The organism is Butyrivibrio sp. Su6 (genome assembly GCF_900108105.1).
In the GTDB taxonomy this organism is placed as follows: domain Bacteria; phylum Bacillota; class Clostridia; order Lachnospirales; family Lachnospiraceae; genus Butyrivibrio.
Genome location: NZ_FNUR01000006.1, coordinates 96289 through 117024, shown reverse-complemented (window position 1 = coordinate 117024; position 20736 = coordinate 96289). Strand labels below are relative to the sequence as shown.

Annotated in this window: 18 protein-coding genes; 1 reads left to right on the top strand and 17 read right to left on the bottom strand. The window is 40.8% G+C overall.

From position 1 onward, the window contains the following. Nucleotides 1-71: 71 nt before the first annotated feature. The 7 genes from C4S54_RS08550 to lepA form a co-directional block, all read right to left on the bottom strand. Nucleotides 72-1403: an extracellular solute-binding protein gene (locus C4S54_RS08550; protein ID WP_103869157.1), complete on the bottom strand. Its 1332-nt coding sequence runs from the start codon at nt 1401-1403 to the stop codon at nt 72-74. A gap of 218 nt (nt 1404-1621) precedes the next feature. Next, on the bottom strand, nt 1622-2824 hold the full coding sequence (dprA, locus tag C4S54_RS08545; RefSeq protein WP_160110731.1) for a DNA-processing protein DprA: 1203 nt from the start codon (nt 2822-2824) through the stop codon (nt 1622-1624). 4 nt (nt 2825-2828) lie between these two features. Further along, a complete protein-coding gene (locus C4S54_RS08540; protein WP_103869155.1) occupies nt 2829-4397 on the bottom strand; it encodes a YifB family Mg chelatase-like AAA ATPase in 1569 nt (522 codons plus the stop codon). 173 nt (nt 4398-4570) lie between these two features. Beyond that, the gene (locus C4S54_RS08535; RefSeq protein WP_103869154.1) at nt 4571-5632 is read right to left on the bottom strand and encodes a type IV pilus twitching motility protein PilT; all 1062 of its coding nucleotides are present in this window, start codon (nt 5630-5632) and stop codon (nt 4571-4573) included. A gap of 73 nt (nt 5633-5705) precedes the next feature. Beyond that, complete coding sequence (gene yfbR / locus C4S54_RS08530) at nt 5706-6299, bottom strand: 5'-deoxynucleotidase (RefSeq protein WP_103869153.1); 594 nt, start codon at nt 6297-6299, stop codon at nt 5706-5708. 24 nt (nt 6300-6323) lie between these two features. Further along, nucleotides 6324-7490 (bottom strand): radical SAM family heme chaperone HemW, encoded by a 1167-nt coding sequence (gene hemW / locus C4S54_RS08525; RefSeq protein WP_103869152.1) that lies wholly within the window; start codon nt 7488-7490, stop codon nt 6324-6326. Between the two features lies 1 nt (nt 7491). Further along, nucleotides 7492-9300 (bottom strand): translation elongation factor 4, encoded by a 1809-nt coding sequence (gene lepA / locus C4S54_RS08520; protein ID WP_103869151.1) that lies wholly within the window; start codon nt 9298-9300, stop codon nt 7492-7494. Nucleotides 9301-9579: 279 nt separating this feature from the next. Here lepA and rpsT point away from each other — a divergent pair, with 279 nt between their 5' ends. Next, entirely contained in the window at nt 9580-9843 is a 264-nt protein-coding gene (rpsT, locus tag C4S54_RS08515) for a 30S ribosomal protein S20 (protein WP_022773104.1), read from the top strand. 82 nt (nt 9844-9925) lie between these two features. Here rpsT and C4S54_RS08510 read toward each other — a convergent pair whose 3' ends face one another. The 10 genes from C4S54_RS08510 to cmk form a co-directional block, all read right to left on the bottom strand. Beyond that, nucleotides 9926-10903: a putative ABC transporter permease gene (locus tag C4S54_RS08510; protein ID WP_103869150.1), complete on the bottom strand. Its 978-nt coding sequence runs from the start codon at nt 10901-10903 to the stop codon at nt 9926-9928. A 22-nt stretch (nt 10904-10925) separates the two neighbouring features. Continuing rightward, a complete protein-coding gene (locus C4S54_RS08505; RefSeq protein ID WP_242973767.1) occupies nt 10926-11873 on the bottom strand; it encodes a TIGR03943 family putative permease subunit in 948 nt (315 codons plus the stop codon). Nucleotides 11874-11905: 32 nt separating this feature from the next. Then, the gene (locus tag C4S54_RS08500; RefSeq protein ID WP_103869148.1) at nt 11906-13222 is read right to left on the bottom strand and encodes a GTP-binding protein; all 1317 of its coding nucleotides are present in this window, start codon (nt 13220-13222) and stop codon (nt 11906-11908) included. 105 nt (nt 13223-13327) lie between these two features. After that, on the bottom strand, nt 13328-15850 hold the full coding sequence (locus C4S54_RS08495) for a hypothetical protein (RefSeq protein WP_103869147.1): 2523 nt from the start codon (nt 15848-15850) through the stop codon (nt 13328-13330). Nucleotides 15851-16072: 222 nt separating this feature from the next. Beyond that, entirely contained in the window at nt 16073-16567 is a 495-nt protein-coding gene (locus tag C4S54_RS08490; protein ID WP_103869146.1) for a Gx transporter family protein, read from the bottom strand. A 31-nt stretch (nt 16568-16598) separates the two neighbouring features. Further along, complete coding sequence (locus C4S54_RS08485) at nt 16599-16988, bottom strand: NusG domain II-containing protein (RefSeq protein ID WP_103869145.1); 390 nt, start codon at nt 16986-16988, stop codon at nt 16599-16601. A 148-nt stretch (nt 16989-17136) separates the two neighbouring features. Beyond that, the gene (locus C4S54_RS08480; RefSeq protein ID WP_022773093.1) at nt 17137-17922 is read right to left on the bottom strand and encodes a CheR family methyltransferase; all 786 of its coding nucleotides are present in this window, start codon (nt 17920-17922) and stop codon (nt 17137-17139) included. Between the two features lie 161 nt (nt 17923-18083). Beyond that, the gene (rpsA, locus tag C4S54_RS08475) at nt 18084-19223 is read right to left on the bottom strand and encodes a 30S ribosomal protein S1 (protein WP_103869144.1); all 1140 of its coding nucleotides are present in this window, start codon (nt 19221-19223) and stop codon (nt 18084-18086) included. After that, nucleotides 19204-20058: a 4-hydroxy-3-methylbut-2-enyl diphosphate reductase gene (gene ispH, locus C4S54_RS08470; protein ID WP_103869143.1), complete on the bottom strand. Its 855-nt coding sequence runs from the start codon at nt 20056-20058 to the stop codon at nt 19204-19206. Before ispH ends, rpsA begins: the two co-directional genes overlap by 20 nt. A 15-nt stretch (nt 20059-20073) precedes the next feature. After that, nucleotides 20074-20736 (bottom strand): (d)CMP kinase, encoded by a 663-nt coding sequence (cmk, locus tag C4S54_RS08465; RefSeq protein ID WP_103869142.1) that lies wholly within the window; start codon nt 20734-20736, stop codon nt 20074-20076.

The window sequence follows — 20736 nt, the reverse complement described above, 5'->3', positions numbered from 1 at the left end:
TGAAAATATAGGCTCGGAATAATAGGTATTCCGAGCCTTGAAATCATAGCTTTGATACAATTTTCAGCTAATTATTTTGCATAGCTTTCGCAAGTTGTCTGGAAATCTGTAAGAGCCTTTAAAATATCCTCATCGCTTGCAGTTGCTGCAATCTCACCGGAAATTACAGAATCACCAAGTGATGTAGCAAGTGACCAGTAATCACCAGGATACTGACCCTGAGGAATTGTGTACTGAAGCTGATCAGCAAGAGCTGAAAGTGCTTCGTCAGCCTTAACAGCATCAGACTGCTGTGCATTTAAGTTTGAAGGGCCCCAGCCTACTGCTTCGAATCTTGCAAGCTGAACTTCCTCACTTGAAAGGTATGCAGCAAGAGCATCACATACAGCGAGCTTAAGCTCATCTTCCTGAGGCTTAACACCAAGAAGCTTGAATCCACCAAAACCGCTCATCTGATATGTCTTTCCATCAGAGCCTTCGAATGAAGGAAGCTTAGCACATGCATAGTTGTCACCAAACATTGCCTTAGCTGCTTCTGAATCCCATGTTCCATCAACGATTGCTGCGCAGTTTGTTGCGTTAGAAACTGATGAACCATTCTGGAATGACTTTGACTGAGCAAGTTCAATGATCTCTTTAAGAGCAACTACACCTGCATCACTTGCATATGTTGAATTGCACTTTGTGAAGTTACCTGCATCATCTGTGTCATATGTAAGCTGTGCACCTGTTCCAAAGAAGAATGCTGTCTGGTACCAGCCTGAGTTGATCTCGAAGTAGAAGTTCTTTCCTGCTGCTTCGCAATCTGCAACGATCTTCTCAAGAGAAGAAGGATCTGTTACAACGCTCTTATCATAGTAAAGGAAATATCCGTTATCTGATGTAAGAGGATAAGCATAAAGTGTGTTACCTACTGTAGCAGCGCCAACAGCACCTGCATCGTTCTGAGCCTTAACCATCTCTGCGTTAGCTGGCTCAACCTCTTCAAGAGCACCTGCAGAAACAAGTCTTGCGATCTGATCCTGTGCAAATACATATACATCAGCACCAGCCTCAACGTCTGTGATCATGTTTCCGGCAGCATCACCTTCACCAGTTGCCTCAACTGTGAATGTGTAACCTGACATTTCAGGGTGTGCTTCCTGGAATTTAGCGATCTGCTGATTTGTAAAATCAACTACAGCATCAGCAACCCAAACCTTAACTTCGCCTGTGCCATAATCTGTAATCTCTTCTGCAGCTTCCTGAACAGCCTCAGTTGTCTCCTGAGCTGTCTCAGCTACAGTCTCAGCTGTTTCCTGAGCTGTTTCTGCAGCCTCCTGAGCTGCCTGCTGTCCACATCCAGCAAGGAGTGTAGCGCCCATTGCTGCTGACAATAAAACAGAAACCAATTTCTTTTTCATTTTTATCCCTCCGTTTTTTCGTACCTTTCCACATTGCGCACTATCGCGCAATCGGTTGCTCTGTAAAAAAGTTTAGGTCTTGTGCACTTTTTTGTCAATAAAGCATTTTTTATGATAAAACGTTCACACTTTTATACAGATTGCACATTGACTTTTTCACCGGAAACGTTTTCGGCATCGTTGCCGGAAACGTTTTGCGCAATCGGTGCCACAAAAGCTCATCCTATGCGTTTTCTGTAATAAACGCCGTCCTGGATGATCAATCTTTTATAGGTCAGATCCATTAGTTTCCCCATAAGTTCCGGAACGGAAATGGTAATTTCTTTTTCATACAATCTCTCCATGATAGATGAAGCGGAAACAGGGATGATATCCACAACATCGACGATCTCATCTTCTATTGATCTTCGCTCTTCCAATCCAAAGTCATCCTCATTATCATTCTGATCATTCCTACACTTTTCACCACAAACAATGCTTTTTTCTTCGGGGGCATCTGCATTTTTATCTTTGGTCCTGTCATCGTTATTGCCTGCGGCTGTGCCTCTCCAAAGCCTGTCAAGTACATCTCCCACAGAAAGAGCAACTCCCGCCCCCTGACTGATCAAAAAGTTGCAGCCATCGCTTAATCTGTCAGTGACTCTCCCGGGAACTGCCAGGACCTCTTTTCCCTGCTCAAGAGCCTGGTCCACAGTTATCTGAGTTCCGGACTTCTGCCTGGCCTCAACCACAAGCAATATATCGGCCAGCGCGCTTATGATTCTGTTGCGCATAGGAAAAAGATTAGGTTTTGGCTCAGTACCGGGATGATATTCTGAAATAAGGCCGCCATTTACGCATATCCTGTTATATACATCCCTGTTTTCCTCGGGATAACAGATGTCTACACCGCAGCCCAGAATTCCAAAGGAACTTCCTCCTGCTTCTATTGCTGCCTTCTGGCTTATGCCATCGACTCCTCTTGCCATTCCGCTTATAACCTGAACTCCTGCAATAGCAAGGCCCTTACCGAATTCTCTTGACATAAACCTCCCATAATCAGAGCACATGCGTGCCCCAACAATAGATACTGAAGGGATCTCCGGTTTTGGAAGCCTTCCCTTTACATAGATTGCAAATGGCGGATCAGGGATATACCTTAATCGCTCCGGAAACTCATCAGAACAGGCAGAAATAAACCTTATCCCCTGGGCTCTTAGTTTTTCTGCCTCTTTTTCAAAATTCCAGTTTTTTCTTCTTTCGATTATTTCTTTTGCAGGCTTTATTTTTGAAGTCTTTTCTTTTACGAGGAGGCTCAAATTCTTTTCATCCATGTTAAAAATATCCCTGCAGGTAACACCAGTCCCCAAAATACTATAAATACCCTTATTCCCAAGCCCCGGGATATTGTATAAAAAATAGGCATATTCGTTTTCTGTCATTAGCTTACTCCTCTCTTTGGCTCCAATATTTGCCATCTGTCATTCGATAGCTTACTGCCTCCATAATATGCAGCCTTGTTATCTTTTCGCTGTTTTCAAGATCCGCAATGGTTCTGGCAATCCTGAGAATTTTGTGATAGGCTCTGGCGCTCAGCTCCATCTTAGAAAAGACACTCTCAAGATACGACTGTTCAATATTACCAAGTGGACAATACTTTTGGATGTCTCCGGGTGACATTTCAGAATTGAACTTAAGATTTGTTCCCCTAAATCGCTCTTCCTGTCTTTTTCTGGCCGCCATCACCCTTTGTCTTATGGTTTTGCTTGATTCATTTAAACTTCTGGATTTCTGAGAAAGATCGGATATATCTACCCTTGGCGCTTCTACGCATATATCGATCCTGTCAAGAATTGGTCCTGAAATATGGCCAAGATATCTTTTGATCTCGTTAGATGTACATTTACACTTGTTTCTGTCCGGATAATACCCGCAGGGGCAAGGGTTTAGAGCCCCTACTAACTGAAAATCCGCAGGATAGGAAAAAGTTCCTCTGCTTCTTGCTATATGTATAAACTTATCCTCCATTGGCTGGCGTAGCATATCAAGCTTAGTCCTTGGAAATTCTGCCATTTCATCAAGAAACAGAACTCCTCGGTGGGCCAGGGAAATTACGCCGGGGCGTGGCACATTGCCGCCTCCCGTAAGAGCCGTCTCAGTTATGGAGTGATGGGGACTCATAAATGGTCTTCTGGTTATAAGCGCCTGATTTTCCTTAAGTTCTCCGGCAACCGAATAGATTGTTGACACTTCAAGGCTCTCCTCCAAAGAAAGCTTTGGCATTATGGAGGGGATTCTTTTGGCCACCATACTCTTTCCTGATCCCGGCGGTCCCACAAGGAGTAGATGATGAAATCCCGCTGCCGCAACCTCTACAGCTCTTTTAACTGCAGCCTGACCGTTGATATCTGCAAAATCAAGGCCGTCTTCTCTGCCTAAATCCCTTTCAAATATTTCTCTGACATTCACAGTTGTGGGCTTTATGAGACTATCCCTTTCATTTTCAGACGCAGCAAGATAACAGATTGCTTCCTGAAGTGACCCAACCCCAATAATCCTGATATTATCGACAACTGCGCCCTCCATTGCATTATCTTTTGGTAAAAGAACTGTCTTTATTCCCATCTCTTTTGCCTTAGTAACAATTGGAAGAATTCCCTTCACCGGCTTAACTTCTCCATCAAGACCAAGTTCACCTAAAATAACCATATCCTTAACACATTTTTCTTCCAGTTCCCCCATGGCGATCAGTATCGCAACAGCCATTGGAAGATCTATCACAATGCCTTCTTTTCTGATATCTGCAGGGGACAGATTGACCGTGATCTTAGAAGCCGGTATCTTAACACCTATATTTTTAAGTGCCACCTTAACTCTGTCACCAGCCTCTCTTACATCGCCGCTCATAAAGCCAACCATGCTAAAACCAGGGAGTCCCGTCGAAACATCCACCTCTACCTCAATAAGGTAAGACAAAATGCCCCTGACAGCTCCCGAAGTAACTGTACTAAACATAAACTTCCTCTCTCACTATTAAATTAAATATGGGTAATCAGTCTGCAAAAGAACTTTGCAAACTTCTATTGAGCATTAACAATTTTAACCAACTTGCATACTATACAACAAAAACTCCCCTCGTGCAAGTCAAAAATCTACGCAAAAAAATGGCTACGTACGTAGCCATTTTCTTATCTGAGCATTTTATTTTGCATGGTGTCAGGATCCTGTGCGAACTGAAGGGCGCTTTCACGGGATATCTTTTGAGCACGGTAGAGTTCAAGGATGGCGTCATCCATTGTCATCATGCCCTGTTTGCGGTATGTTTGCATATAGGTTATGAGCTGATGGGACTTTCCTTCGCGGATGAGGTTTCTGACAGCGCTGTTTACATGGAGAACTTCAAAGGCTGCTGCACGGGAAACGCCATCAGTTGTAGGAATGAGCTGCTGGGAAATAACAGCTTCCAATACTCCAGCCAGCTGAATACGTATCTGTTGCTGCTGATGAGAAGGAAATACATCGATGAGTCTGTCTACTGTATTGGAAGCACCTATAGTATGTACTGTTGAGAGAACAAGGTGTCCTGTCTCCGCTGCAGTAATGGCTGTGCTTATAGTCTCAAGATCACGCATTTCGCCCACAAGGATTACATCAGGATCTTCACGAAGAGCTGCCCTAAGTGCGTTGGCATAGCTGTTTGAATCAGTTCCGATCTCCCTCTGGTTTACAATTGACATTCTGTGCTGATAGGTAAACTCGATAGGATCCTCAAGAGTGATAACATGCGCCTCTCTGTTGTTGTTGATCATGTCAATGATAGAAGCAAGTGTGGTTGATTTACCGCTTCCTGTTGGACCTGTTACAAGAACAAGGCCTCTTTGTTTTTGGTAGAGGTCAACTACTGTTTCCGGTATGCCAAGACTTTCCGCTGTCGGAATCTGAGTTGCAACAACTCTAAAAGCCATAGCAATGGAGCCACGCTGCTTGAAAATATTAAGACGGTAACGCCCTATTCCCGGAATAGAAAAAGACATATCGTGCTGACCGTTTTCTTCAAGCTTTTCTTTTTGCTTGTCATTCATTACTTCGTCAGCAATAAGCTTAGTATCTGCAGGCATCATCTTATCGTAATTGTCCATTGCGATAAGTTTGCCATTTAATCGCATTTTAGGAGGTAGACCTACTGTAATATGTACGTCAGATGCTCCTTTTTCCTTCGCTTCTCTTAAGATATCCTCTATTTTTGACATATAAAAAGCCCCTCATCATTGTTATGTCTATAATTATGAATCTAATTTAACTAAAAAGCAATTAATATCCATATCATGTGAGTTCATCAAGAGTGCTTCCATAGGAAGCCAAAAACTCATTTACAAAATCCAAAACCTCAGGAAGGTCCTGATATAAGCTTCTGATCGATTTGCCGGTACTCTCTTTTGCAGTTCTGAATTCGCTGTTACCTGCATTTAATTCATTTATACACTTGATAAGGGCAGATAGCTTATCAGCTGCCTTTACAAGTTTTCTCATATAAACTTCATTCTCATCTTCAGAAGACTTGAAAATCTCTTCATACACAGGTCTTAAATCTTCCGGAAGTTTTTCCAAAAGCTTATTATCTGCTATGGTCTCCACCTGCTTATAGGCAGTTTTAAGATCTGCATTAAAATATTTTACCGGAGTAGGCATGTCACCCGTTATGATCTCTGACGCATCATGATAAAGACCTATAAGTGCCGCTTTGTCAGCATCAAGGTTCTTGCCGTATCGCACATTTCCGATCGTACAGAGCGCATGGGCTATGATCGCAACCTCCATAGAATGCTCACAGAGATTTTCTGCCCTTGTATTTCGCATAAGTGCCCATCTGTCAATGTATTTCATTCTGGATATAAGTGCAAAAAAATTGTAATTCATCCCCACATTCTCCTCTGTAAAAAATTAAGTAAATAAAAAATCAGCCATTACTGTATTGCTTACGTCAAGTCCCCTGTCAGTCAGACGCAGTTTATGGGCCATGTTTCCATCCTCATTAAGAGAATCATAAGTTTCCAAAAGTCCCATCCCTGTATACTTTTCAATTGTCTCAGAATACACATCATAAATGTCGCACTCAAAACAATCTTTGAAACTGTCAACGTCCACACCTTCTACAAGCCTTAATCCCAGGAACATAAACTCTTCCATCTGTTCCTGTTTAGAGAGTGTCTGCACGTTCTCCTTGTATTCCAAGGCAGCATCACTTTCAAAGGCCTTTTTATACTGACTCATGTCAGTAACATTATTCCACCTGGTGTTTTTTACCATAGATGAAGCCCCAAGACCCAGGCCTAAGTAATTGCCACGTCTCCAGTAAACCTTATTGTGAAAACACTCTGTCTGTGCACTTAAAGCATAGTTAGATATCTCATATCTGTGATAGCCTCTCTCAGCTAAAAGACTCTTTGTCTCATGGTACATTTCCCTATCAAGCTCTTCTGATGGGAGACTTAGCTCCATGTCATAAAAAGGAGTCCCTTCTTCTACTATCAGACTGTAGGCTGAAATATGCTCAGGCTTTAAACTGATCACCTTTTTTACTGTACCAAGATATGTTTCAAGACTCTGGTCAGGAAGCGCGCTCATAATATCAATGTTGATATTGTCAAAGCCGACGCTCCTTGCATTATCATAGGTTTCAAAGAACATCCTGCTGTCATGGGCTCTTCCGAGCTTTTTTAGTTCCTCATCATTCAGCGACTGCGCTCCGATGCTCAGCCTGTTAAATCCAGCCTCCCGGTATGAAAAGAGCTTTTCTCTCATTGCAGAAGCAGGATTGGCTTCAATGCTTATTTCTGCGTCCGCAGACACATTAAAGTTCTCTTTTATAAGGTGTAACACATCGCATATCTCTTTTGCATCAACAAACGAGGGCGTTCCTCCACCAAAAAATATGGATCTGACATTGTTATCCACAAATTCTGGTGAAGAAATAACAATTTCCCTCCTAAGTGCCTCAACGTAGCTTTTTATCAGATCGTCATTTGCAGGAAAAGATAAAAAGTCGCAGTACAGGCACTTTTTTACACAAAAAGGAATATGAACATATAGTGATAGATTATTTTTCATCTTAATCGGTATTATCAAGCTTAAGAACAGAAAGGAAAGCTGCCTGTGGCACTTCAACATTACCAATCTGGCGCATTTTTCTCTTACCTTCCTTCTGCTTCTCAAGAAGTTTCTTTTTACGTGTTATATCACCGCCATAGCACTTGGCAAGAACGTCCTTGCGATAAGCCTTAACAGTTTCTCTTGCGATTATCTTGCCACCGACTGCTGCCTGGATAGGAATCTCGAACAGATGCCTTGGAATCTCCTCTTTAAGCTTCTCGCACATCTTACGGCCTCTCTCATAAGCCCCGTCTTTGTGGACTATAAATGACAGCGCATCGACCTCTTCTCTGTTTATCAGAATATCGAGCTTAACAAGCTCAGACCTCTCATAGCCTTTAAGTTCATAGTCAAAAGATGCATATCCTCTTGATCTGGATTTGAGGGCATCAAAGAAATCATAGATGATCTCGTTAAGTGGAAGCTCATACTTAAGGATTGCCCTTGTCTGCTCAATATAGTCAGTACTGAGGTACTTACCACGTCTCTCCTGGCAAAGCTGCATGATCGCACCAACATAATCAGTTGTAACCATGATCTCGCCATTTACGATAGGCTCTTCCATATATTCTATTTCAGATGGATCAGGAAGATTAGTAGGGTTGGTGAGGTCAAATACTGTTCCGTCTGTCTTATGAACCTTGTAAACAACGCCAGGGGCTGTGGTTACAAGATTCAGATCATACTCTCTTTCAAGTCTTTCCTGAATAACTTCCAAATGAAGGAGTCCCAAAAAGCCTGCTCTGAAACCAAATCCAAGAGCCTGAGATGTTTCAGGTTCGTAGAAAAGAGATGCATCATTAAGCTGAAGCTTTTCAAGGGCATCACGAAGGTCGGAATAATGTGCAGAATCTGCAGGATAAAGTCCGCAGTAAACCATAGGCATAACCTTTTTGTATCCGGGAAGTGCCTCTGCACATGGTTTTGCAAAATCAGTAACTGTATCACCAACACGTGTATCCTGAATATTCTTGATGGATGCAGTAAAGTAACCTACATCTCCGGCAGTAAGTTCATCGCTGGCAATAAATCTTCCGGGACCAAAATATCCTACTTCTACAACCTCGGCCTCAGCACCTGTTGCCATGAATTTCACCTTCATGCCTTTTTTGATAATGCCGTCTCTTACACGGATGAATACAATAACGCCTCTATAAGAGTCATAGATACTGTCAAAAATAAGCGCTGTCAAAGGCTTGGTTGAATCTCCGGCCGGAGCAGGAATCTTATGAACAACCGCCTCTAATACATCCTCTATTCCAATTCCGTTTTTAGCTGAAATAAGAGGTGCATCCTGCGCCTCAATTCCAATAACATCCTCTATCTCGTCCTTAACTTCCTGCGGCTGGGCACTTGGAAGGTCAATTTTATTAATTACGGGGAAAACATCAAGGTCATGATCAAGTGCCATATACACGTTAGCAAGTGTCTGGGCTTCAACTCCCTGTGTTGCATCGACTACCAAAATAGCACCATCACAGGCTGCAAGGCTTCTGGATACTTCATATCCAAAGTCTACATGTCCTGGAGTATCTATCATGTTAAAGGTGTATTCCTCACCATCTTTTGCCTTATAAATCATTCTGACAGCCTGAGACTTGATAGTGATTCCTCTCTCACGCTCTATATCCATATTATCAAGGACCTGGTTCTGCATTTCTCTACTGGTAAGAACGCCGGTTTTCTCGATCATTCTGTCAGCAAGAGTTGACTTACCATGGTCTATATGTGCTACTATACAAAAATTCCTAATCTTACTCTGATCCACGCAAAAATCCTCTTTCTAAAATTAGATAATGAAAGGGCCAAAGTAAATCTTGCCCCTAACTGATGACACGAATTGCTCCGTCATAAATAACTTTCGACCCTGTCATCATAATATACCACAATTCGGTCCTCGAAAAAACTCTTAAAACCAAAAATCTATTGACAGTTTGCGATATTTCATCTAATATATTCTAGAGTATGTGACAAAAGGCTTTCCGTGTCTAGCCTCAGTCATTATCATCACTAAAAATACAAATAGTTATAATATTCGGAGGTAATTATGGCAAATATTAAATCCGCCAAGAAGAGAGTTTTAGTTAATAAGAAAAAGGCTGAGAGAAATCAGATCATCAAATCAGCTGTAAAGACAGAGATCAAGAAGGTTCGTGCTGCTATCGAAGCTGGCAACAAGGACGAGGCTGCTAAGGCACTTCTTAACGCAACATCTGCAATTGACAAGGCTGAGTCAAAGGGTGTATTCAAGAAGAACACAGCATCAAGAAAAGTTTCTCGTCTTGCTCAGGCTGTAAATAAGATGGCTTAATCTTTTTTTATAAGAATATATAAATTAAAAACCACATGTCTTCTCACCGACATGTGGTTTTATTTTTTTACTTTTCTATTGATCATTTCTTTCTAAAGCTTGCAGCTTTTTCTTTTATCTCTTCCAAGCTTGTCTTAAACTTACCCGAAACCATTCCGGGGTTACCAAGAATAGTCCTGTTTCTATACCATTCAAAGAAGCCTCTTATTGGCTTTGGAGCAAGCCTATCCATAAGGATACGGTACTTTGCATACATTTCGCCAACCTCTTCTCTTACATTTAACATGCTTGGAGAAGGATCATGATAGAGCCTTTCTTTTAAACCGGCGAAAGATTTTTCCAATTTTCCACTAAGTACATCTACTCTGCTGCCAATTCCAGAGCTCAAAACTTCTACTCTACTACCAATTTCTGAGCTTATGCCATCTACTCTCTGACCAATGGTCTCACGAACATCCTCGCCCTTAAAGGCAATGATAACATCGAGTCTCTTCTGCATTTTGCCCATTTCTTCTTTAGCTTTTTCCATATATACAAGGAAATCTCTTAGATCGATGGCTGTCTTAAAGGCCACCATAAAATCGCAGCTCACATAAACAGTTAGCACCGTTGTAAAAACAGTGAGGAAATTGTAAGGTATGGACATTATGAAGTTTTCCACAGGAATCTGAAGATAATGCGTGAAAACAACAGTGAAAAATCCCCAAACAAGTGTGGATTCAAGACATACATGCCCATTGATATTAAGGAACTTATCCGAATAGTCCCAGTATCTAACCTTAAAAAGCAGTTCCATCAAAACGCCCACAACGTATTCAAGGGCTGTAGCACCAACGCATCCTGCCAGATAGACCAAAAGTATATTGGAATAAAAGGGCTTTGATACAACAAGCATCATTATCCCGCCACTGCCATATAAAGGTAAAAAGGGGCCTCGCATAAAGCCCCTGTTTACAAACCTTTTATTTAATATAGATACATAAGTGGATTCGAAGCACCACCCAAAAAAGCTGTATAGATAGAATAGAAAAAGCCACTGATGTGGTAAATAATTAAACAAAATAATCCCCCCAAAAAACTACTTACTGTTCCGGATTCGAAAAATCTATTACCGGATTATCAGGTTCTGTTGTCTTTTCAACTGATATAGCCTTAAGAACAGGTCCTTCGCCCTGATACTCCTCAACATACTGCTTCTCAACCTTTGCAGTAACAAGGACCCAATCCTTTTCATTAAGGTCAGCTACCTTGTCATACTCACATGCAAAGCCCAAAAACTGCATATCCTGCGCGCAGCATGTCATTGCCATTCTTCCCGGAACAAAGCGGTTCTCAGGGAACTCTGTTGGCTTAAGCACCATACCTTTAAATCTGACCGTTTTGCCTTCATATCTGTCAACATGGTCAAGAGCATCAAGATAGAACATTCCATAGCCATAGTTGTTGAGATCGATAGGATTAGCATTAAGATCAAAAGGAAGATCCTCATCCAGAGTTACGTCCACTTCACCATTTCTATCTTCAAAGATAATATCAGCCTTCTGGTTGATAGCCTTAACATTTCTCTTATAAGAAGCAAGGTCCTCAATTCCATCGCAGCGGTTGAATAAAATAAGGTCAGAATTTCTGATCTGCTCTGCAAGAAGAGACTTCATGTTGTTGAAATACAGTTCAAAACTTGAAGCGTCTATTACAGTTATCTGCTGCTCAAGATTCCACATTACAGGGAGCTTTAAGTTCTTAAAGTTCCACATTCCGTTATACTCAACAAGGATTCTCTCAGGATTGTGCTTTGCATCAAGTGCAATAAGCGCATCCGGATTAAAGTCTTCCTCGTCTTCTATTTTCTCAATAACAGTGTTTGTAGATTTAAGAAGCTTTTCCTCATAATCATTCTCGCCATCCTCACAGACGATCAAAAGAGTCTTGCCTTTTGTTCTGAAGTAAGGCTGTGCAATTGTATATCTGAAGAAATCTGTCTTTCCACTGTCGAGAAAGCCATTGATTATATATACTGGTTTCAAATTCATTCTCCTTATCATAATCGCTTAACTTCTGTCTATCAAAGTCTGCGGAAGAGCTTCTCAAGGTTCTCCTCTTTAAGTTCAGATCCGATTACGCAGAACTTACCTGTTACATCTGCTGCGCCCTTACGAACATCAGCTTCACCTGGTACATAGTCAAACTCGATCCATGATCCGTCTGTGCTTGGAACAACGCCCTTTGTACGAAGAACGATACCAAATCTCTCATCATCCTCGAGCTGAGCCAGCATGCCCTTTATCTCATCCTCTGTATATTTGAGAGGTGTCTCCATTCCCCAGCTGATAAATACATCTGCTGCATCATGGTGGTGATGATGGTGCTCATGTTCATGCTCATCTTCGTCATGATCGTGGTGATGGTGGTGCTCATGTTCATGCTCATCTTCGTCATGATCGTGGTGGTGATGATGCTCATGTTCATGCTCATCCTCGTCATGATCGTGGTGGTGATGATGCTCATGTTCATGCTCATCCTCGTCATGATCGTGGTGGTGATGATGCTCGTGTTCATGCTCATCTTCATCATGATCGTGGTGATGACAGCACTCATGCTCTTCATCGTCGTCATGGTGATGGTGACAGCAGCACTCGTCATCATCGTCATCATCGTGGTGTGCACTGTAAACTACTGAACCATCCTCAGCAACAGTCTTGTGGCTTCCGTGGTGATGATGGTGATGGTGATGCTCTTCTTCCTGCTCCATTACCATCTTCAAAAGCTCTGCCTCGAGGTCATTGTTGCCCTCAAATGTATCAAGGATTTCTTTTCCTGTGATCTCATTAAGTGGAGTTGTGATGATAGTAGCCTTTTCGTTATGCTTACGAATAAGTTCTACAGCCTCTTCGATCTTTTTCTGATCAGCCTTGTCTGTTCTTGTAAGGATGATTGTTCCGGCGTTCTCAATCTGATTAATGAAGAACTCACCGAAGTTCTTGATATAAACCTTTGCCTTTGAAACATCAACAACAGTAACAGCGCTGTTGAGTTCCATATCATCAGAAGTATCTGCAATATTCTGAATAGCTCTCATAACGTCTGAAAGCTTGCCTACTCCTGAAGGCTCGATAAGGATACGCTCAGGTGCGTACTGCTCCATAACCTGCTTAAGTGAAGTCTCAAAATCACCTACAAGTGAACAGCAGATACAACCTGAATTCATCTCTGTGATCTCAATTCCGGCTTCCTTTAAAAATCCGCCGTCAATTCCGATCTCACCAAATTCATTTTCAATAAGAACTACCTTAGTTCCTGCAAGTGCTTCCTTTAAAAGCTTCTTTATAAGAGTTGTCTTACCAGCTCCCAAAAATCCTGAAATAATATCTATCTTGGTCATTATATCTCCAATCTGCACATTCATTATCTGTGCTATAACTACTACAACAAGGTCTATTCTATAGCAGCCCACAAATGAATGTCAAGAAAGGGGGAAATGCGTCTGTTATTCATTATCAGTAGTCTGATCAGATGCGCAATCAGTAGACGCTGCATCGTTTGCTTCTTCTTTTTCCTCTTTAACTCCGTCATCATATTGAGTATTGTTCTCAGAAATTTCATAATTATCAAAGGAGCTTTCAATCAAACTGCTCTCCTGTGCTATAGATTCCGGCGCTGATGAATCATTTTGATTTGAAGAATTATTTTCCTGAATACTCAGATTTTTTCCAGAATTGTCCATTGTACTCTGTTCATGTGCCGCCTCTTCACTTTTCTTTTCATCCAAGCTCTCGATAGGCGACATTTCTTTTGCATCAGACATTCCTTCCGTGCTCTCATCTATCGGCACTTTAAATACAGCACTTCCATCATCAGAGAATTCAAATCCCTTAAAAAGGCTTTCAAGATCCATTGTCTTATCAGAAACCATCATGTGTGAAGTCATTACATTCCTTGGACTAGGCACATTCACTGTACTGTTATAGTCCTTATAATTCTGGTTAAAAGAAATATGTGCTTTCAGTATCTGTCCGTGTACATAACCACAGGATGGGCGGTATCCCAAAAGCTGTCCATCCTCATATTTACATATTTTTATCTTATTCATATGCACTTCAGGATCGCTCTTACCTCTGTCACGGAAGACATTGATATCTGTAGTGGATTCTGAATGGTAACCGTCATCAGAGTCATATTCCGATCCACAATAATTACAACGCCATCTGAAGATAGGATCATCGCCGTTATCACGGTCTGTCACGTGATACAGATTATCGCAGTCTTTTCTTGTTCTATATGAATACCAGTACTCAATCTTATAACAGCTGTCAGTATGCTTATGAGTCACTGAAACGTTGTAACATCCACCTTTTCGATTAGCCGGAACATATTCTTCATCACAGACTCTTCCGGCGCCATCCTTATGATAGTGATATTCATACTCAACTTTGCCTGCAACATCACCATTTCCCAAGACAACCTGCTGCGGGATCTTATTTATAGCATCGCTAAGTTCCTTAAATGTGGCATCCTGTCTGACTTTAACGCCCTTAGTGAGTAATGTGGATGCCAATAGCTTTTTGCCATCACTCACACGCTGAAAAACCTTATCAATCTTTCCGTTTGTTTTATTAAGTTCAGTTGTTATATAGCTCTTTAAACCATTTGTGTTGTTCAAAGAAGTATTGGTAATATTTTTAAAGTTGTTATTTATCGATGTGTTGAGCTCATTAAACTTGTTTGTATTTGTCTTGTTCATTCCATCAAGTTTACTGCTGGTAGCCTTATCCATAGCATCAAGTTTGCTGTTTGTTGACTTACCCATTGCATCAATCTTGCTGTTTGTGGATTTATCCATAGAATCCAGTTTGTCGCTTGTAGACTTGTCCATGGAATTTAATCTGTCATTTGTCGCCTTATTTATCTCATCCAGCTTATTATTAGTGTTTTTCCCAAGCTCATCCAATTTGCTGCCGGTTCTTTTATCCAGGTCATCAAGTTTACTATTAGTAGAATTGCCCATTTCATCAAGTCTGCTGTTAGTAGATGCATTCATCTCATCGAGCTTATTGTTTGTGGATGTATTCATCTCATCAAGCTTACGGTTTGTTGATGCATCCATTTCGCTGAGCTTATTGTTTGTTGAGTTATTCATCTCATCAAGTTTATTTTTGGTGGTTGTATCAATTTCATCGAGCTTATTCTTTGTGGATGTATTCATTTCATCCAGCTTATTCTTCGTGGATGTATTCATCTCATCGAGCTTACTGCTTGTTGTTTTATCCAGCTCTGCAAGTCTCTTTTCAGTGGCCTCGTTAAGCTCTTTTATATTCTTTTCCAAAAGATCTACAGACTTGCCCATATCCGTTGTAAAGTTCTTATCAAGATCAGAAAGCTTTGTGACAAGATCAGTGTACTGCTTGAGATTCTCTCCTGTCATCTTCGTGTCGTTGCTCTTTATAAGATTTTTAATTGAATCCATAAGCTCTTTATTGTCAGTCTGGGCCTTGGAATAATTATTTTCTATCTGATTAAATCTTTCAGAAACCTGGCTAAATTCCTGATTGAGTTTCTCCTTATTCTCGCCTCCGTTTTTCTCAATAAGCTCCTTCATATTCTGGATCTGACTATCTGTCTGAATCACCTCGCTATGGAGTTCTTTCAAATTACCACCAAGAGTCGTAACTTTCTCAGTTATATGCTCATTTGTCTTATCCTCTTTTGTAAGCTCATAAAAAGAATCAAGACCATTTTTACTGTCAACAATGCTTTTATCAAGCTCTGTCAAATACTCATGGAGTTCATCAAGTTTTTCATTTGTTGCTTCTTTACTCTCTTTCTCACTTTCAGCAAACTCTTCTTTTGCTGTAGCCATAGCCACAGGAGTACTGATGTAGATCAGGCCTCCACATAGCACAAGCGCAATAATGACCGCAACTGCCACCACAAGCGTGTCGTGCCTCTTAAGCTTTTTTAGCAAAAGCTTAACCGAATTGTTTTGTTTGTCCCATTTTCCTCTAAAATTCATAACAATGTCCCTTTCTGTAATTGCTCGCAAAAAGGCACAAACACGCCCCATGCAAGCGTCGTCAATAAATTAAAAGTGGAAAATCATCGGAAGAATTTCCGTGATTCATGTCAGCTGAATGCCGACAAAGAAACATTATACACAAATCATATCAGAATGCAAGAACATTTTTTATTTGCACGAAAAACATTTATAAAGGAGTAGGAGTTGTACATATGAAAGTTACTGCATGAATTTTATCCTTTTGACGATCAGGGCCCCGATAAGTCCTATCAGGAGGCCACTGAGGATTCCCGAAAGCCAGAGAACCGGAAGGTACCAGATGATGGCTTTTGTGTTTAAAAGGAGCATTGCAGCAAGGATCTGGCCTATGTTATGGGTAATACCGCCTGCTACACTTACTCCTACCGCACTGAATTTGTCAGATTTTTTTAGGAGTATCATTACTAATGTACTGAGCATTCCTCCTGTAAAAGAAAAGGCGAAGCTCATAAAAGTGCCAAATAATAGTGAGACTGCAATAATCCTGACAATATTGATGAATAGGGCGCTTTTATATCCCATTTTGTAAAGCGCAACAAGTACAACTATATTTGTAAGCCCCAACTTAACTCCTGGAATGGCCACGAAAGCCGGAAGCTGCATCTCTACATAACTGAGTATCATTGCAAGTGCAGCCATAACACCATATGTAGCTATCTTTTTTGTTTTATCCATCATTATCCCCTAACAGCACTTATTATCTGATTTAACCAACTATTGTGTCGTATTCTTTTAGATCATTTTCGTTGTCATCTCTTATTTCCACAACAACTCTATTTGGAAGGCATATGATTGACTGGCCCTGACTACTTATTTTCCCCATATGAACACATAAAAGGTCGGGGCATGAAGCTTCAGTAAGGTAAGCCTCACCATCCTTGATCACAAGGTAGTTGGTGCCACCTTCATACCCTTCTATCTTAAACTCAATATCTTCATCCAAAGGAAATGTATATTTTACTACTCCATCAACTGAAACCACCACAGTTTTTCCTGTCTTCTGCGTAAGTCTGACAGCCAGTGCAATAATAACTGTAATAACTAAAAGTCCAATTATAAGTATGATATCATAGCGGATCTTACTCTTTTTATCCATCACAAATCCCCAACTTGCCCAATTTCCCTATATTTTCTCACAATTAAACTTTAGCAATTTATTTTTCACATGTCAAAAAAGCAGCCCCTGGCCATACGCAAGTATGACAAGGGGCTGCTTATACATTTATGTATGCAATATCAAATCTTTATGCCTTTGGTTTTTCGTAATAGAATGAGTTCTTACGGATAAATCCGATATCCTTATAGTTTACAATCTGCTCTGTGCTGCCGATAAAGAGAATTCCTCCCGGTGTAAGGTTGGCATAATATTTTCTGAAAATGTCATCCTTCGCTTCTTCTGTGAAGTAGATCAGAACATTTCTACATACAATGAGGTTACAATCCTTCGGATATGGGTCTCTTAAAAGATCTGCCTGCTTAAATGTAACTCTTGATGTGATCTCACTTGAAACCTTCATTTTTCCATCAGGTGTTTCTGTGAAGTATTTCTTCTTAAACTCCTCTGGTACATTTGCAATTTCCTTTTTATCGTAAATAGCAGCCTTAGCCTTTGCAAGAACTACAGCGTCAAGGTCTGTAGCATAGACATTGATCTGATTAAGAGGCACATGCTTTGAAAGGAGCATAACAATCGTATAGGGCTCATCACCTGTAGAGCAGGCAGCACTCCAGATTTTCAAATTCTTTCCGAATTTTCCCATAAGCTCAGGGACCATTTCTTTATCCATAAGGTTCCACTGATCCATATTTCTGAAGAACTCAGAAACGTTAATTGTGAGGTATGTTACAAAAGAATCCAGAGCTTCTCTATCTTTCTTTATAAGTGCAAGGAATCCATCATAGCCCTTAACTTCATACTTTCCGATAAGAGTATCAATTCTCCTCTTCATCTGTTTTTCTTTATATGCGTTAAGGTCGATCTTGGTCAAATCATAGACACCCTTTTTAAACCACTCGTAATCGTATTCCATAGGTAGATATCCTCCTAACATTAAGTAGACAAATATTTGTTATAACGTCTCTTATTAAATTCTATATTAGATACAATTTTATGTAAAATTAAATTATTCTAAAGAGACAGTAAAAAAAGAGACTGTGGTATAAACCACAGTCCCTTGAAAATTTTATCTGATTAGTTCTCTTCATTCTGCTCAGCGATTACTTTGTCGATATCAACTGAAACAACGTCTCCGTCTTCAGCTGCTTCTTCGCTAGGCTCTGAAGCGAACATAGCCTTGATTGAAAGGCTTATCTTCTTCTCTTCCTCATTGAAGTCTACGATCTTAGCTTCAACTTCCTGACCTACTTTAAGTACATCAGCCGGCTTCTCAACATGCTCTTTAGCGATCTGAGAAACATGAAGAAGTGCATCGATACCAGGCTCAAGCTCTACGAAAGCACCGAAGTCTGTCATTCTTGCAACTTTACCCTTTACGATGTTGCCTACAGCATATTTCTCTGTAGCATCCTTCCAAGGATTCTCGTTGTCGAACTTTCTTGAAAGAGCAATCTTGCTGCCATCAATTGACTTAACAAGAACTTTAACTGTATCGCCAACCTTGAATACTTTCTTAGGGCTCTCAACACGTCCCCAGCTCATTTCTGAAATATGAAGAAGTCCGTCTGCTCCACCAAGATCGATGAAAGCACCGAAATCTGTAACGTTCTTAACGATACCGTCAACAACATCGCCAGCTTTGATAGAATCAAAGAGCTTCTTAGCTGCTTCAGCCTTCTCAGCTGTTACAAGCATTCTTCTGTTTCCGATATATCTTCTTCTCTTAGGATTGTACTCAGTTACAACGAACTGAATTTCCTGATCCTGATACTTTGAAAGGTCTTTCTCATAGCTATCAGAAACAAGGCTTGCAGGGATGAAGATTCTAACTTCATCAACTACTACTGTAAGTCCACCCTCAAGTACCTGAACAACCTTAGCTGTAAGTACCTCTTTGTTATTGAAGGCTTCCTCAATTCTCTTGTTGCCTCTGTCGATGGCAAGTCTCTTGTATGAAAGAATAACCTGTCCGTCTGCGTCGTTGGTCTTAAGGACCTTAACGTCCATTGTGTCACCAACTTTAACGGCGGTTGTAAGGTCAATGCTGTTGTCGTTGCTGTATTCGCTCTTTGTTAAGATACCGTCGGACTTGTAACCAATGTTAAGGATTATCTCGTCAGGCTTAACGTCAATAACAGTTCCCTCAACAACCTCCCCTGTGTGAATTGTTTTGAACGATTCGTTAAGCATCTGTTCAAAAGTTTGTTCTGACATAATTCTGAACCTCCTCGATAATGTTCTTTGGGGTTGATGCCCCGGCGGTAATCCCTACAAGCTTGATGTCATTATTTTTATTAAAATGCAAGTCTTCCAGGGTTTGAATAAAATATGTCTGCTCACATTTCTGACTGCATATATCATACAGTTTCCTGGAATTGGAACTGTGGGCGCCACCAATGACTATCACGGCATCCGCTTTGGTTGCAATTTCCTCAGCTTCTGACTGACGTTCGTCGGTTGCATTGCATATAGTATTCACAATATTAATATTGTAACCGTTATTTTCAAAGATTTCAACGGTTTCTTGAAATTTATTCCTGTTAAATGTAGTCTGGGACACTAATGTGTATTCCAGTTCCCTGTTTTCGTTGAAATTTTCTGCCTCTTTTGGTGAGTCGATCACAAATACAGGTCCCCTTGCATAGCTCACGATTCCTTCAACTTCAGGGTGGTTGGCACTGCCTACTACAATGATGCTTTTTCCGGCCTTACTCTCCTCATCCACAATTTTATGGATTCTTTTTACAAAAGGACATGTAGCATCAATGATATTCAGCCCGGTTTCCTCAATTTTCTGATGAACTTCCTTGGTAACCCCATGGGATCTTATAACTATAGTTCCCTCTGATATGCCATCAAGCTCCTCAACTGAGTTTATCACTTTTACGCCCTTTTTCTCGAGGTCGCTGACAACTATCTCATTGTGGATAATAGGTCCGTATGTATAAATATTCACATCAGATGCGTTTTTTATCTGATCATATACTGTTTCAACAGCTTTTGTAACTCCAAAGCAAAAGCCGGCGTGCTCAGCAACTATTACTTCCATCTACTTAATGCCTTCCTAATTATTTTTATACAGGTCAACAATTGTCTTTGCAACTTCATCAATTGTCATGTCTGAAGAATCCACCAGTGTCGCATCATCAGCCTGTTTAAGTGGTGATATCTCCCTGTGCATGTCTCTGTAATCTCTTTCAATAATATCTTTTTCGATCACATCGATGTCGCAAGTTTCTCCCTTTGCAGTGAGTTCTTTAAATCTGCGCTCGGCTCTTACTCTTGAGCTTGCTGTAAGATACACCTTAACATTAGCATTTGGAAGCACTACTGTTCCAATATCACGGCCATCCATTACAACATCAGTTTCACTTGCAAGCTTCTGCTGAAGCTCTACAAGCTTTCTTCTGACATCACCGTTTACAGAGCTTGCGGAAGCCATATTTCCCACTTCCTCTGTTCTGATAAGACCGTTAACATTTTCTCCGTTTAATAAAACAACCTGTTCTCCGTTCTCGTGTCTGATAGTAATATCGGCGCTTTCACAGGTAGCACTTATCTTTTCCGGCTCATCAGCTCTGATACCGTTTTTTATCATATATAAAGCCATGGCTCTGTACATAGCTCCTGTATCAACATAGATAAAGCCAAGCTCAGCAGCCACTTTTTTGGCTATTGTGCTTTTTCCTGCTCCTGCAGGTCCGTCTATTGCAATCTGCTTACTCAT

What these genes read in the sequence shown, in the direction of transcription:
- C4S54_RS08495 (WP_103869147.1), bottom strand. Translation starts at nt 15,850, where the DNA reads ATGAATTTTAGAGGAAAATGGGACAAACAAAACAATTCGGTTAAGCTT.
- C4S54_RS08550 (WP_103869157.1), bottom strand. Translation starts at nt 1,403, where the DNA reads ATGAAAAAGAAATTGGTTTCTGTTTTATTGTCAGCAGCAATGGGCGCT.
- C4S54_RS08485 (WP_103869145.1), bottom strand. Translation starts at nt 16,988, where the DNA reads ATGGATAAAAAGAGTAAGATCCGCTATGATATCATACTTATAATTGGA.
- rpsT (WP_022773104.1), top strand. Translation starts at nt 9,580, where the DNA reads ATGGCAAATATTAAATCCGCCAAGAAGAGAGTTTTAGTTAATAAGAAA.
- C4S54_RS08540 (WP_103869155.1), bottom strand. Translation starts at nt 4,397, where the DNA reads ATGTTTAGTACAGTTACTTCGGGAGCTGTCAGGGGCATTTTGTCTTAC.
- C4S54_RS08535 (WP_103869154.1), bottom strand. Translation starts at nt 5,632, where the DNA reads ATGTCAAAAATAGAGGATATCTTAAGAGAAGCGAAGGAAAAAGGAGCA.
- C4S54_RS08480 (WP_022773093.1), bottom strand. Translation starts at nt 17,922, where the DNA reads ATGGAATACGATTACGAGTGGTTTAAAAAGGGTGTCTATGATTTGACC.
- C4S54_RS08490 (WP_103869146.1), bottom strand. Translation starts at nt 16,567, where the DNA reads ATGGATAAAACAAAAAAGATAGCTACATATGGTGTTATGGCTGCACTT.
- hemW (WP_103869152.1), bottom strand. Translation starts at nt 7,490, where the DNA reads ATGAAAAATAATCTATCACTATATGTTCATATTCCTTTTTGTGTAAAA.
- ispH (WP_103869143.1), bottom strand. Translation starts at nt 20,058, where the DNA reads ATGGAAGTAATAGTTGCTGAGCACGCCGGCTTTTGCTTTGGAGTTACA.
- rpsA (WP_103869144.1), bottom strand. Translation starts at nt 19,223, where the DNA reads ATGTCAGAACAAACTTTTGAACAGATGCTTAACGAATCGTTCAAAACA.
- cmk (WP_103869142.1), bottom strand. Translation starts at nt 20,736, where the DNA reads ATGAGTAAGCAGATTGCAATAGACGGACCTGCAGGAGCAGGAAAAAGC.
- yfbR (WP_103869153.1), bottom strand. Translation starts at nt 6,299, where the DNA reads ATGAATTACAATTTTTTTGCACTTATATCCAGAATGAAATACATTGAC.
- C4S54_RS08505 (WP_242973767.1), bottom strand. Translation starts at nt 11,873, where the DNA reads ATGAATTTGAAACCAGTATATATAATCAATGGCTTTCTCGACAGTGGA.
- dprA (WP_160110731.1), bottom strand. Translation starts at nt 2,824, where the DNA reads ATGACAGAAAACGAATATGCCTATTTTTTATACAATATCCCGGGGCTT.
- C4S54_RS08500 (WP_103869148.1), bottom strand. Translation starts at nt 13,222, where the DNA reads ATGACCAAGATAGATATTATTTCAGGATTTTTGGGAGCTGGTAAGACA.